Below are 13,033 nucleotides of genomic sequence, written 5' to 3' on the forward strand. Positions count from 1 at the left end.
GTCAGTCCCGGTTGCGCACCAGGCCGCGGGTGATCGCGGTGACGATCGTGCCGCCCACGAGCGTGCCGACCAGCACGAGCACCGCCCCGACCGCCCAGAGCCCGGAGTCGTCGGTCGACGAGGCCTGGATCGTCCAGGCCGCGGTGAAGGGCAGGCTGACCCCGAGCACCGCGAGCCACGCCGGGAGCAGCAGGGCGCCGATCACCACCAGGGCGACGAGCACGATGACGCACGCGATCACCTGGGGCGCCTCGTAGGGTCCGGTGACGGCTCCGGTAGCGGGGTCGACCTCACGGGTCGTGTCCCGGCCGAGGGTCCACCAGGCGGCTGTCGTGAGCGCGACGATGATGAACGTGACGAGAGCGGTGAAGGACTTGTTGCGCATGATGGCCCCAATTGTGCCCTCTCGCGTGGTCACCGCCTCCGGTCCAGCTCCCCGGGCAGCGCCGCGAACGTTCGCTCGTGGGCCGACCGGGCCTGGCCGGTCATGTATCCGGTGACGGGCCACGGGGCGGTGACCTCGGTCGTCTCCGTGAGCAGGGCGCCGCCCGTGACCGGCGTAGCCCGGGTGACCGTCACCAGCGTGCAGCCGGGTGCGGCACGCACGGAGGTGCGCATGGCGTCGTCCGCCGTGCGCACCACGCGGGCCGGGAACCGGATCGGGTACCGCACCGGCCCAAGTCGCGGCCGTTCGACGACGCGCCAGTCCTGCCAGGAGCCGTCGGGGCCGAGCCCGCTCGCGACCACCTCCGCGGACACCAGGTAGGGGTGCAGACGGCGATGGCGGGTGATGTCCACCAGGAAGTCGATCGCCGCGCGCGGGCCGACGGGGACGGACGTGGTGAGCTCGAACCTGCGGAGGGCCACAGTCAGCCCAGGTACAGCAGGCCGGTGTTGAGCGCCCACAGCGCGGCCGCCCCCGCGCCGACGAGCAGCGCGGAGACCACGTAGAACCAGATCCGCATGCGGAATCCGACGATGCGCAGGAGCACGGCCAGCCCGAACGCGGCGACGGCCAGTGCCGGCGCGGCGAGCGGGTCACCCGCCTGGGCGTCCTGGACGACGAGCGCGTACACGGCGCCCAGCAGCAGCAGCCGGGGCACCCAGCGCAGCAGGGCCCCGAGCAGGCGCAGCGGCCAGGGCTTCTTACGGGGCGGAGCGGGTGTGGCGACGGGAGGTGTCGGCTGCCCGCCCTTCCGCACGCTGGGCTGCACGGCCTTTCGGGCGTTCGGCTGCACACCCGGCCGGATGCCGGGCTGCATGCTCGGCGGCCGGCTCGCGGGCGCCTGCTGGACGGGCGGTGCCTGCACGGTCGGCATCGGGCGGGTGGCGTGCGCGGACGGCGCCGGCCCCGCCTGCTTGGGGGCCGGGCCCAGGTGCTTGACCGGGCTCTTGCGCGGCTCGAACGACTGCGGCGCCGGGGCCAGCTTGCGGACCACCTGGGTCGCCGCCGCGGACAGCGGCGCGACCGGTGCGGGGAGGACCGACGGCGGCACGGAGTCCGGCCTGCTGCTGACCGAGGCCGGCTCGCTCGCCGGAGCGGGCTCGGGACTGCGGAACGCACGCCAGCCACGCAGCGTGTCCGCGTGGCCATCAGGGGGCGAGGCGACCCGCCAGCGCATCGCCTGCCAGATCCAGTCCTTGATCTCGGCCGGGGTGCGGCCGTCGGCGACGTGCGCACCGATCTCCGCGACGTGGTCGGCGACGACCTGCTCGGCGGCGCCGTCGAAACCGTCCGCGTGCACCTCGGCCAGGACGCTCATCAGCGCGCGGTCGTACACGAGGGCGTGCCAGGGCTCCGGGGCGCGCGTGTTGGGCGTCGCCTCGTCCGACAGGTCGACGAGCCGGGGGAACAGCTTGGTGTGACCCCGGCCGGGCAGCACGTCGGTCAGCGGGAGCGCGGCCACCTCCGCGGCGGTCACGCCGTCGCTGAGCAGCTGCGAGGTGAGCATCAGCGTGGGGTCGGGCGTCGTGCTCGCGAGGCGGGCGCGCACCACGCTGGCGATGTTCTCCAGCGGTGGACGGTGGTTCGGCTGGTAGCGCGTCATGGCGAGGACCAGCGACTCGAGGTGCCTGTCGATGGTCGGCGGCTCCGGCGGGGCGCCGTCGCCGGAGGCTCGTCCGGCCGGCAGCTCGTCCACGAGGTCGGTGGCCAGCAGGTCCCGGCCCAGGAAGTTCAGGTCCAGCGGCAGCATGCCCGTGCTCGCGTACACGAGCAGCAGCCCCAGGCTGTACACGTCCGACCGCGGGTGCACCCGGCGCCCGAACAGCTCAGGCGCCATGTAGGACACGGTTCCGGCGGGCTGCGTCGACGTCGCGGCGTCGAACACCTTGGCGATGCCCAGGTCGATGAGCACCGCGCGGTCGCCGTCGACCATGATGTTGGCCGGCTTGAGGTCGCGGTGCAGGCAGCGCTCCTCCTGCAGCACGAGGAGTGCGTCGACCAGCTGCTTGGCCAGGCTCAGCGCCTCGGGTCCCGACAACGGGCCCTCTTCGCGCACCCGGTCCCGCAGCGTCGTGCCGGGCACGAGCTCCATCGCGAACCACGGCTGGTCCGCGTCCAGGCCGGCCTCCACGAAGCGCGGGAAGCCGCGACCGTCCAGACGTTCGAGGAGGTCGGCCTCCTGGGCGAAGCGTTCGCGCGCGTCGTCGGGCAGGCCGGTGAGGACCTTGAGGGCGACCTCGGCGCCGTCGTCGTCCAGCGCCCGGTAGACGTGCGCGAAGCCGCCGTGACCCAACGACTCCGCGAGGGTGTACCGGCCCAGCCGCTCGCCGCTGGCCGGGATGCGCCGGATGCGCCGGACGGGGAGGCCGGCGGCAAGGGGGGCGGGCGCCGCCTCGGGCTCTGGAACCGGTACCGCTTCAGGCTCTGGAGCCGACAGCACCTCGGGTTCCGGGTCCGGCACGGGAGCTGTCTCGGAGGCTGGTGCTGGGGCTGGGGTCGCCGCGGCTGCGGGCTCAGGATCGGGCAACGGGACCGGACCGGGGCCGACGGCCGCAGGCGCGACCTCGCCGACGCCTGGCGCTGGTGACGTCATACCGGCAACTTACCAGCGGGGTCGTGCCGGTCCCAGAAAAGTCCCAGGTCGGCCAACCCTCAACCGGCACTTGAACCTCGACCTCTACCTGAACTTGAACCTTGAGGCCCGGGCGATCAGTCGTGTCACACCCCCTGCTTCCGGTACCACGCGATCTTTTCCCGCAGCCGTTCCTGCTGCCGCCGCAGGCCGTCGATCGACTCCTGCACCCGCCGGTCGTGCTCCTCGAGCAGCGCGACCCGGGCGGCCAGCGTCGCCTCGTCGAGCGACAGCTCCGCGTACCGCTTGAGGTCGGCGATCGGCATGCCGGTGTCGCGCAGGCAGTGCACGAGGTCCAGCCAGCCCAGATCGTCCTCGGTGTAGGCGCGGTGCCCGCCCGAGGTGCGCGCGATAGGACGCAGGATGCCCTCGCGCTCGTAGTACCGCAGCGTGTCGATGCTGAACCCGGAGACCTCGGCGGCCTGCGCGGGCGAATAGGTGGTCATGGTCCGATCCTGCCCTTGACCTGGAGCGCGCTCCAGGGGTTTCGCTCGTCCCATGACCACATCGCAGACCACCACCCAGCGCGACACCACCCACGACACCCCGCCCGCCGAGCGCCTCGTCCTCGGCGCCATGGTGTTCGGCACCGCGGTCGACGAGGCGACGTCGTTCGCCGTCCTCGACCGGTTCGTCGACGCCGGCGGGCGGTGGATCGACACCGCCGACTGCTACGCCTTCTGGGCCAGCGAGTCCGGCTACGGCGGGCAGAGCGAGGAGCTGCTGGGCCGCTGGTTCGCCGCCCGGCCCGGCGTCCGCGACCGCATCCTGCTCGCCACCAAGTTCGGTGCCGAGCCGCGCGACGCCGCCGACTGGCCCGCCTCCCGCACCGGCCTCTCCGCCGCTGCGATCCGCGAACAGATCACCGGCAGCCTGCGCCGCCTGCGCACCGACCACGTCGACCTCGCCTGGGGGCACATGGAGGACCGCTCGGTCCCGGTCGAGGAGACCGCCGACGCCTGCGCGGCCCTCGTGTCCGACGGCGTCACGGCCGGCATCGGCCTCTCCAACCACCCGGCGTGGCGCGTCGAGCGGGCCCGCCGGCACGCCGTCGGGCAGGGGAAGGAACCGTTCAGTGCGGTGCAGCACGCCTACAGCTACCTCCAGCCCCGGCCCGGCGCGCGCACGGGAAACCACCGCTTCGGCTGGCTCGACGACGAGCTGGTGGACCTGGCCGCCGTCGAGAACCTGGACGTATGGGCATACACGCCGCTGCTGTCCGGGGCCTACGACAACCCGGCCAAGCCGATCCCCGAGATCTTCGACCACCCGGGCACCACCGAGCGGCTCGCCGTGCTGGATGACGTCGCGGTCCAGGTCGGCGCGACGCGCGGCCAGGTGGTGCTCGCCTGGCTCGCGGCCCGCGGGATCCGGCCGATGCTCGGCGGCAGCAAGGTGCACCAGCTCGACGCCGCCGTCGCCGCCATGACGCTGGAGCTGCCGGCCGAGCTGCTGGAGCGGCTGAGTGCGGTGGACGTCACCCCGCCCACGGCCTGAGCACCGATCCACGAGCTGCTGACCAGGCACAATGGCGTTGTGCACGGTGATTCCCGCTGCCTGTGCCCGACGGGTGATCGACGGCGTCCCGGCAGGATATGACCCGGCCGGGACGGCGCAGGCGGTACGAGACGCCGCGGAGCTACACGGCTGAGGCCCACCCGGCCGGGTCGTGCTCGCCGGGGATCGCCAGGATGCCCTGCCACAGCACGAGGATCTCGAACCATCGTGCCTCGGCGGGGCTCAAGGGCCGCACCGACTCGTACCCGGCGCGCAGTGCCTGCCGTACCTCGCGCGACGTCGGCGGCCAGTCGGTGAACAGTGTGCTGAGGTAGACGCTGGCCTTGGCCAGGTCGTGCACGGGGTGCTCGACCACGACCTCGTCGAAGTCGAGCACCCCGACGACCGCCGAGTCCCGGGTCAGGATGTTGGCGGCCCGGAAGTCGTTGTGCACCCGCTGAGGTTCGCCGTCGAGCTCCGGGGCTCCGGGCAGCAGGTCCCGGAGCCGCCGGGACGCCTCCGGCGCGAGCCCTCGGTCGCCGCTCGCGAGCCAGTCGCCGATCTCCTGGGAGAGCCGGGCGCCTTGTGGCGCCGTCGCGTCGCCTGCCTCGAGTGATCCCAGCGCGAGGTGCAGCTCCGCGAGGCAGGCCCCCGCCGACAGCACCGCCGCGTGGTCCGTCACGTCCAGCCAGTCTCCCGACAGCTCCGGCAGCACGGTGACGGACAGCTCGCCCGAGGGCCCGTCCAGGACCACGCGGTCGAGCCCGTCCGTCGTCGCGAGCGGCGCGGCCACCGGGATGCCTCGGTCGGCGAGCCCGCGCAGCAGCCGGGTGGAGGCGTCGAGGCTCGGGAAGCGTTCACGCGCCCGCGACCACTTGACCACCAGGTCGCCGCGGTCGCTCCGTGCCCAGACGATCGCGTTCTGGTCGCTGATCACCATGCGTGGGCACGCGTCGACGGTGATGGCCCAGGTCGCGTCGAGCGCCTTCGAGACCCAGCCGCGGACGGCGGCGAGGTCGTCGAATCCGAACCGTTCCCTGAGCGCGGTCTCCGGGTCCACCGGTTCCCACAGCATGGACAGTCCGAGCGGCAGCATCCCCGAACCGTAGCGCGGCCGGCCGGTCAGGACAGGTCGATCGCCACCGGCTCGAACGGGGTGCCCACCGGGTAGTTGCCGCCCCAGAGCTTCGCGCCGTCGTCCGTGAGCTCGACCTGGCGCCAGGTGAACCGCGCGCCGTCGTCGGACCGCTCGGGGGATCCGGCCAGGCGGAAGGCGACCGTGCGCACGTCCGACTCGCGGTCCCGGATGGACATGTTCCAGTCGGGGCCGCCGTCGGCGGGCGCGGTGACCTCGATGTCGGCGATCTCGCCGACGAACGAACCGAAGTGCCCGATGAAGACGACGGATCCGGTGAACGCGAACAGCGTGGCGTCGGGGGAGGGAGCCGGGCCGCGCTCCGGGTCGAGCGGGAAGTGGAACGAGGCGCCGCTGCCGCCCACGGCGTCGTCCTGCACGATGCGGCCGCCCGGCGCCCCCATCACGTACATCAGCAGGCTTGCCTTGATCTCCCAGTCCAGATGAGCCACCTGAGAACGGTACCCCCGCGGGGCGAATCGTGATGCTTTGCACCCGGTGCTGATCTCCGCGCGTTCACGTGGGCGTCGCCCGGCTGACGGCGTGGCGCCACGCCGCGGCCACGGGACGTGGCCAGGCTCGGGCGCATGAAGACCACCACGACAGCACTCGCCGTGACCCTCGCGGGCACACTGGCCCTGGGTGCCGCGCCGGCGTCGGCCCTGCCCGACGGGCATCACCGGTCGTTCGACCTCCAGGCCCACCGCGGCGGCGTCGCGCTCACCGTCGAGAACACGCTCCCGGCCTTCGACAACGCGCTCGCGCTCGGCGTCAGCACGCTCGAGCTCGACGTGCAGATCACGCAGGACGGGTACGCCGTCGTGACTCACGACCGCGACCCGAACCCGGCCAAGTGCGTCGACACCGAGCCGGCGTTCCCCGGCGACCCCGAGTTCCCGTACGTGCCCGACACGACGTACATCAAGGACCTCACGCTCGCGCAGGTGCGCACCATCGACTGCGGATCGCTGCGCCAGCCGCAGTTCCCCGGTCAGGAGCTGCACCCGGGCGAGCGCATGCCGCTGCTGTCCGAGGTGCTGAGCCTGGTCAACCGCCACCGCGCGCGCCAGGTCACCCTCAACATCGAGACCAAGGTCGAGGCCGGTGCCCCCGAGCAGACGGCGCCCCGCGAGCAGTTCGTGCAGGTCGTGGCCCGGGAGGTCCGCGCGGCCGGGCTCGTGGACCAGGTGACGGTCCAGAGCTTCGACTGGGGCTCGCTGATGCGGATGAGCGAGGTGGAGCCCCGCTTCCCGCTCGTGGCGCTGACGAACGGGCAGCAGTTCCTGCAGGTCGGCCAGGAGGGCGCCTCGCCGTGGCTCGGCGGGCTGGACATCGACGACTTCCCCGGTTCGATCCAGGAGAAGTTCGTCGCCGCCTCCGCCTCGTTCGGCGCCGCCGCCGTCTCGCCCGTGCACGGCGACCCCCAGGGCGGCGGTGTGAACGACCCGGGCTACGTCCCCTTCACCACGCCGGAGCTCGTCGCCGCCGCGCACGACGCCGGTCTGGCAGTGATCCCGTGGACCGTCGACGACCGCGCCACCATCGAGTCGCTGATGGACATCGGCGTGGACGGGCTCATCACCGACCGCCCGGACCTCCTCCGCGAGATCATGGCGGAGCGTCACCTGAAGCTCCCGAAGCGCTACTGACCGCTGGGGATGGGCGGGCGCTCGCGAGCACGGCGGTCTACCCAGCCATTGCGCCCGAAAGCAGGCCGTCTTCAGGCGCAATGGCTGGGTAGGCGGCAGGCGGTAGGCGGCAGGCAGTGCACCGGCCTGGTCAGCCCGTGGCGGCGTCCTTCGCGTCCCCTGCCGGGTCCGGCGCTGCCCGACGGCGCTCCCTGCGCCCGCGGACCAGCTCCGTCGCCAGGGCGTCGAGCGGCTGGGCGAACGTGTCCTCGAAGCGGGCGAGCCAGGCCTGGGCGGCGGCGGTCCCGGCGTCGTCCACGGCGTAGAGGCGGCGCGTGCCCTCTGCGCGCACCTGCACCAGGCCGGCCTCGCGCAGGACCCTGAGGTGCTGCGAGACCGCCGGCTGGGTGATGGGCACGCGGGCCTGCAGAGCGGTGACCAGGGCACCGGCCGGCTGTTCGCCCGGGACCAGGAGCTCCAGCAGCCGACGCCGCACGGGGTCGCCGAGCGCCTCGAACACGCCGGCCCGCGCGGAGTCGGGCGCGGCGGCCGGCACTCAGGACTCCGGCTGCGTGGTGTAGAAGGCCAGCGTGCGTTCGCCGGCGGCGCGGGCCTGGTCGGCGTCCTCACCGGAGGCGATGGCGGCTTCGGCCCAGCCGGCGCTGGCCAGCCGGACGAACTCGACCCCGACGGGGGAGAGGGTCCACTCCTGGAACTCGGCGGCGTCGTTGTCGGAGCCGGTGGCGAGGTGCAGGCCCAGCCCGACGAGCGCGAGGTCCCAGCCGACGCCGACGGCGCCCGGGCCGTACTGCGCCGCGAAGTCCGGGTCCACGGGGGACTCGTGCACCAGCTCGAGGGTGGTGCCGCCGTCGGCCGGGGTGAGCGAGACGGTGAGCCAGGAGACGTTGTCGCCGAACTCCCACGTGACCGCGAAGTCGTCGGGCGCGGCGCAGCGCTCGACGACGCCGCCCGCGTTGCCCTCGAGCTGGTACCGCCCGCCGACCGCCAGGTTGCCGCTGACGGGCAGGAACCAGCGGGGGAGGCGGTCGGCCGAGGTGAGGGCGTCCCAGAGATCGGTGCGCTCGGCGGCGTAGGTCCGGCGTGCGACGGCGACCTTGGTCGGGACGCCGTCCCGGCTGCTGTCCCGGACCTCCCGGGTCAGGAGTCCGGCGGTGGTGACGGGATCGATCGTGCTGGTCATGGTGACTCCTTCTATAAGTGGAAACTTATGTTATGCCACAGGAGGCCCACGTTGGCAAGCGGACGGCGAATAAAAGTGTGCCAAGCGCACCGCTCGCGGGCCGGTGTCAGTGAGTCGGAGTACGTTCCCGACAATGGCCCAGATCGCCGTGCTCCCCGCGACCGCCGAACGGTTCGGCGACATCGCCCGCGTCCTGAACCCGAACGGGCGCGAGCAGGCGTGCTGGTGCATGCACTGGCGTGCGCCCGCCAAGGAGGACGTCACGACGCGCGCCGGCCGCCTGCGCCAGCTGACCGAGCGGGAGCCGGCGCCCGGGATGCTCGCCTACCTCGGCGGGGAGCCGGAGGTGGCGGGCTGGCTCGGGTTTTCGCGCCGGTCGGCCGCCCGCTCGCTGCAGCGGTCAAGGGTGCTGCCGGTCGGTGAGCCGGAGACGTGGCCAACCACCTGGGTGTTCATGTGCGTGACGGTGCGCGCGGGCTTTCGCAGGCAGGGTGTAGCCCAGGCGCTGCTCGACGCCGGGGTCGGTTACGCCGCGGCCCAGGGGGCGACGACGCTCGACGCGTTTCCCGTCGAGCCGGAGCCCGGCCGCAGGATCCCCGTGAGCGCGGCGTTCGTCGGCACCGTCGGCATGTTCGAACGTGCCGGCTTCGACCGGTTGGCGCCCACGGACGCCACGAGCGGGCGCCTGACCCGCTGGCACCTGCGGCGCGAGGTGACGCCGGCCTGACCGCTGCCGGCCGGGCTACTCCTCGACCGGTACGACGACACACAGCTCGAACGTGTCCCGGCCGCGCCGGAGGAGGTAGCGCACGCGCTCCGCCGTCGCCTCCGCCGCGTTCTCGTCCTTGTAGCTCCAGCGCACGTCGACCCACAGCAGCGCGTCGCCGACCTGCTCGACGGCGCGCACCTCGGGCACCGCGGCGACCAGCCCCTGCTCGCGGTACGCGGCGAGCATGGAGCCGAGGGCGTCGCGTGCCGCCTCGGCGTCGGGCACGACGAGGGACCGTTCGGCCTCCACCACCACCGACGGGTAGGCGAGGCCGTCCGTCACGGTCTCCAGGTCGCCCGAGCCGAGCGCGACGCCGTAGCCGACGAGGAAGGCGAGCAGGTCGTCCTGGTCATACGGAGTGCTGGACATCCCCTCACGGTAGGCCCACACCTCGTTGAGTGCTGGATATTTGTCGGTCGGCTCGGCCGAACCCAACAAATACCAAGCACTCAACGACGGGCGTGGGTGAGGGCCTGGGTCAGGTCTCTCCAGAGGTCTTCCACGTCCTCCAGGCCTACCGACAGACGCACCAGGTCGGGCGAGATGCCGGCGTCCTTGCGGGCGACCTCGTCCATGATCCGGTGGGTCAGCGAGGCGGGATGCTGGATGAGGCTGTCGACGCTGCCGAGGCTCACCGCCGGGGTGATCAGCCGCACGGCGGAGACCAGGGCCACCGGGTCCACCGAGGTCTCGAACGAGACCATGGCGCCGCCCAGGCGCGGGTAGTGCACCTCCGTCACGTGGGGGTGCTCCGCCAGCCTGCGCGCCAGCTCCGCCGCCGTGGCCGACGCCGCCCGGACCCGCACCGGGAGCGTCGCCAACCCGCGGAGGAGCTCGTAGCCGGCGATCGGGTGCAGCATGCCGCCGGTGACGAACCGGACCTGCCGCAGCGACCGGGCGAATTCCTCGGAGCACGCGATGACGCCGCCCATCACGTCGCCGTGCCCGCCCAGGTACTTCGTGGCGCTGTGCAGCACCATGGACGCCCCCAGGGTCAGCGGGCGCTGCAGCACGGGCGTCGCGAACGTGTTGTCGACCAGGACAGGTACGGGCGCGCAGGCCTCGGTCAGTGCGCGCAGGTCCACCTCGGTGAGGGTGGGGTTCGCCGGGCTCTCGACGACCACCAGCCCGGTCCTGTCCGTGATGGCCGACGCCGCCTCCTCGGGCGAGACCCACGTCACCGAGGTGCCGAGCAGTCCCGAGTCGAGCAGGTGGTCGGTGGTGCCGTACAGGGGCCGCACGCCGATGATCTCCGGCTTGCCCGCCGCGACCTGGGCCAGCAGGCAGGCCGACAGGGCGGCCATGCCGCTCGCGAACGCGACGGCGGCCTGGGCGCCCTCCAGCTCGGCGAGGGCGGCCTCGAACCGGCGCACCGTCGGGTTGGCGACGCGGCCGTACACGGGCGGGCCGCCGTCGTCGTTCCCCTCGGCGAAGTCGTCCAGCCGCGCGGCCTCGGCGACGACGTCGTGCGAGGGATAGGTGGTGGACAGGTCGATCGGCGGGGCGTGGAGTCCCAGGGCGGCCAGATCGTCCTTTCCGGCATGGACGGCGCGGGTGTTCCAGGAGTGCGTGGTCCCTGAGTGCGTGGTCCCTGTATGCGTGGTCATGGGGGACTATCGGCACTCACCGCGGTCGATCGACGCCGAGCATGCTAGAAATTCGGAGTATGGCCCAGAACGTGATCCTGGATTCGGTCGACCGTGCGCTCATCGACGAGCTGCAGAAGGACGGCCGGCTCGCCAACAAGGTGCTCGCCCAGCGGGTCGGCGTCGCGCCGTCGACCTGTCTGGCCCGTACCCAGCGGCTGCAGAACGCCGGGGTGATCCGCGGGTACCGCGCCGAGATCGACCCGGCCGCCGTCGGCCGCGGGTTGCAGGCCATGCTGATGGTGCGGCTCACCACCCACTCCCGGCCGCTGCTGGGCCCCTTCGTCGAGTGGGTACGGCGGCTCCCGCAGACGCGCGCCGTCCACCACGTCTCCGGCCCCGACGACTTCCTGATCCATGTGGCCTGCGGTGACACCGATGAGCTGCAGCGCCTGGTCCTCGACCTCACGGCCCGTGGCGAGGTCGGCCGTGTGCAGACCGACCTGGTGTTCTCCTCCTGGACGTGCGGCCCGGTCACCCCGGCGGGCTGACCGGGCCGGCCCGTCAGAAGGCCTGCGCCAGCAGGTCGGCGAACAGCGCGTCCGCGTCGGCGTCCAGGCCACGGGCAGTGAACCAGGTGCACACCGTGCGGCAGTCCCGCAGCAGCACGTCGCTCGCGAACGGGTTGGACGCCAGGTCCACGACCTGCGGCAGGTCGATGATGACCAGCCGCTCGCCGTCGGCCAGGATGTTGTACGGCGACAGGTCGCCGTGTGCGAGGCCGAGCCGGGCCAGCACGGTCATGCCGCGCGTCAGCTGGTCCCAGTACGACTCCAGCAGGTCGTCCGAGGGGCGTTCCCGCGTGAGTCGCGGTGCCGCGACGGCCTGGGTGCGGCCGGCGTCGTCGGTCACCTCGGTGCCCACGAACTCCATGAGCAGCTCCGTGCCGTCGATCTGCACGGGGTAGGGCACCGGGGCGCCCGCCGACCAGAGGTCCCGCAGGGCGACGAACTCTGCGTCGGCCCACTGGGTGGCCGAGACCGCGCGGCCCCACGCGGACTTGCGGTCCTCCATGGCGCGCTGGTCGCGCGTCCGGCGGACCTGGCGGCCCTCGGTGTACTCGGTGCCGCGGTGGAACTGGCCGTGCTCCAGGCTGCGGTACCGCTTGGCCACCAGGAGGCAGCGTTCGGCCTCGCCGGGTTCGCCTGTCTCGGCGCCGAGCGGGACGGCACGCTCCACCAGGAAGGCGTCCGCCTCCTTGCCGGTCTTGAGGATGCCGAGCTCGGTGTCGAGAGCGGCGTCGCGGGTGACCAGCCACTCGGGCTGGGGGTCGGGTCCACGCTGCCCCTTGGCGACGGATCGCCAGGTGGACCAGCGCTGCCCGGGGCCCGGCTGGGTGGGATCCGGCTGGGCCGGGTTGACGTCGTAGGCGTCACCGCGACCGCCGTCGGCTCCGGTCGGTTCGGCCCCGAGCGTGCTCGGGTGCGGGCCTTCCAGGTCCGCGCGGCTGACGCGCCGGGCTGGCCGGGCGGCCCGGGCGGCCCGGCGCTCGGCCGCGGTGGGCTGCGGCTCGGGCGCCGAGGGGTCGGCCCAGGGCTCGGCCTCGGCTGGTCGTTCCTCGAGAGCCCAGGCCTTGGGCGCTCGCTCCGGGGCCGATCGGACGTCGGGCTTGCCGGCCCTGTTCGCGGCGCGGATCAGAGCGGACTTCGGTGCTTCGGGAAAACGGGGCAAGACAGTGCTCCTTGATGCCGGAGCACAGCCGGATCAGACCCGGGTGCTCCTGGTGACAGTGGCGTCTGCTGCCGCGAAGGCAGCCGCGCGAACGACGTCGTCCATGACCGCCTCCTTCCTGTCCGCACTCACCGAGTGCCTGTCCCCGAACCTGTCGAGCGGGGGAGCCTGCTACCTGTGTTGGCCGGTCATCGAGCGCCTCAGGAGCAGGCTCGGTGACCGTGCGACGAGCATGGCACGGCGGTGCGGCGGACCGCACGTGTTTTATCTGCGCCCATCCGTCGAGGTCGTGACTTTGCATCGAGGTCGGCACAGGCCTGTACCGACTGCAGACCGAGATCCGTCAGGATCGCCGCCCGCCCGCGTGGGGCCCGCGCTCGCACACCAGCGGTCGTCGGGGCGCCTGTCC

Annotated in this window: 15 protein-coding genes; 4 read left to right on the plus strand and 11 right to left on the minus strand. The window is 72.9% G+C overall.

The window, feature by feature from the left end; all coding sequences use genetic code 11:
- Position 1 precedes the first annotated feature (1 nt).
- The 4 genes from AB0F40_RS16080 to AB0F40_RS16095 all read right to left on the minus strand — a co-directional run bounded on the left by AB0F40_RS16080 (position 2) and on the right by AB0F40_RS16095 (position 3,523).
- Complete coding sequence (locus tag AB0F40_RS16080) at positions 2 to 385, minus strand: hypothetical protein (protein ID WP_357469306.1); 384 nt, start codon at positions 383 to 385, stop codon at positions 2 to 4.
- A 29-nt stretch (positions 386 to 414) separates the two neighbouring features.
- Complete coding sequence (locus tag AB0F40_RS16085) at positions 415 to 867, minus strand: hypothetical protein (RefSeq protein WP_357469309.1); 453 nt, start codon at positions 865 to 867, stop codon at positions 415 to 417.
- Positions 868 to 869: 2 nt separating this feature from the next.
- Positions 870 to 3,038, minus strand: coding sequence for a protein kinase (locus tag AB0F40_RS16090; protein WP_357469312.1), 2,169 nt, complete (start codon positions 3,036 to 3,038; stop codon positions 870 to 872).
- 125 nt (positions 3,039 to 3,163) lie between these two features.
- Positions 3,164 to 3,523, minus strand: coding sequence for a MerR family transcriptional regulator (locus AB0F40_RS16095; RefSeq protein ID WP_357469315.1), 360 nt, complete (start codon positions 3,521 to 3,523; stop codon positions 3,164 to 3,166).
- A gap of 52 nt (positions 3,524 to 3,575) precedes the next feature.
- On the opposite strand from AB0F40_RS16095, the gene AB0F40_RS16100 reads away from it, so the two are divergent.
- Positions 3,576 to 4,574, plus strand: coding sequence for an aldo/keto reductase (locus AB0F40_RS16100; RefSeq protein WP_357469318.1), 999 nt, complete (start codon positions 3,576 to 3,578; stop codon positions 4,572 to 4,574).
- Between the two features lie 142 nt (positions 4,575 to 4,716).
- Here the strand turns inward: AB0F40_RS16100 and AB0F40_RS16105 are convergent, their stop codons facing one another.
- Both AB0F40_RS16105 and AB0F40_RS16110 read right to left on the minus strand, forming a co-directional pair.
- Entirely contained in the window at positions 4,717 to 5,670 is a 954-nt protein-coding gene (locus tag AB0F40_RS16105; RefSeq protein ID WP_357469321.1) for a phosphotransferase, read from the minus strand.
- A 26-nt stretch (positions 5,671 to 5,696) separates the two neighbouring features.
- A complete protein-coding gene (locus tag AB0F40_RS16110; RefSeq protein WP_357469324.1) occupies positions 5,697 to 6,161 on the minus strand; it encodes an HtaA domain-containing protein in 465 nt (154 codons plus the stop codon).
- A gap of 135 nt (positions 6,162 to 6,296) precedes the next feature.
- Between AB0F40_RS16110 and AB0F40_RS16115 the strand changes: the two genes are divergently transcribed.
- Positions 6,297 to 7,358, plus strand: a complete 1,062-nt coding sequence (locus AB0F40_RS16115) for a glycerophosphodiester phosphodiesterase family protein (protein WP_357469327.1) — start codon at positions 6,297 to 6,299, stop codon at positions 7,356 to 7,358.
- Between the two features lie 130 nt (positions 7,359 to 7,488).
- Here the strand turns inward: AB0F40_RS16115 and AB0F40_RS16120 are convergent, their stop codons facing one another.
- Both AB0F40_RS16120 and AB0F40_RS16125 read right to left on the minus strand, forming a co-directional pair.
- The gene (locus AB0F40_RS16120; RefSeq protein WP_357469330.1) at positions 7,489 to 7,893 is read right to left on the minus strand and encodes a metalloregulator ArsR/SmtB family transcription factor; all 405 of its coding nucleotides are present in this window, start codon (positions 7,891 to 7,893) and stop codon (positions 7,489 to 7,491) included.
- The gene (locus AB0F40_RS16125) at positions 7,894 to 8,538 is read right to left on the minus strand and encodes an SRPBCC family protein (RefSeq protein WP_357469333.1); all 645 of its coding nucleotides are present in this window, start codon (positions 8,536 to 8,538) and stop codon (positions 7,894 to 7,896) included.
- A 133-nt stretch (positions 8,539 to 8,671) separates the two neighbouring features.
- Here AB0F40_RS16125 and AB0F40_RS16130 point away from each other — a divergent pair, with 133 nt between their 5' ends.
- The gene (locus AB0F40_RS16130; RefSeq protein ID WP_357469336.1) at positions 8,672 to 9,265 is read left to right on the plus strand and encodes a GNAT family N-acetyltransferase; all 594 of its coding nucleotides are present in this window, start codon (positions 8,672 to 8,674) and stop codon (positions 9,263 to 9,265) included.
- 15 nt (positions 9,266 to 9,280) lie between these two features.
- On the opposite strand, the gene AB0F40_RS16135 is transcribed toward AB0F40_RS16130, so the two are convergent.
- Entirely contained in the window at positions 9,281 to 9,676 is a 396-nt protein-coding gene (locus AB0F40_RS16135; protein WP_357469338.1) for a hypothetical protein, read from the minus strand.
- 80 nt (positions 9,677 to 9,756) lie between these two features.
- Complete coding sequence (locus tag AB0F40_RS16140; protein WP_357469341.1) at positions 9,757 to 10,914, minus strand: aminotransferase class I/II-fold pyridoxal phosphate-dependent enzyme; 1,158 nt, start codon at positions 10,912 to 10,914, stop codon at positions 9,757 to 9,759.
- Positions 10,915 to 10,973: 59 nt separating this feature from the next.
- Between AB0F40_RS16140 and AB0F40_RS16145 the strand changes: the two genes are divergently transcribed.
- Positions 10,974 to 11,444 (plus strand): Lrp/AsnC family transcriptional regulator, encoded by a 471-nt coding sequence (locus tag AB0F40_RS16145; protein ID WP_357469344.1) that lies wholly within the window; start codon positions 10,974 to 10,976, stop codon positions 11,442 to 11,444.
- 13 nt (positions 11,445 to 11,457) lie between these two features.
- Here the strand turns inward: AB0F40_RS16145 and AB0F40_RS16150 are convergent, their stop codons facing one another.
- Positions 11,458 to 12,624, minus strand: a complete 1,167-nt coding sequence (locus AB0F40_RS16150; protein WP_357469348.1) for an RIO1 family regulatory kinase/ATPase — start codon at positions 12,622 to 12,624, stop codon at positions 11,458 to 11,460.
- Between the last annotated feature and the right edge of the window lie 409 nt (positions 12,625 to 13,033).

Source organism: Promicromonospora sp. NPDC023987 (assembly GCF_040639055.1).
GTDB lineage: Bacteria > Actinomycetota > Actinomycetes > Actinomycetales > Cellulomonadaceae > Promicromonospora.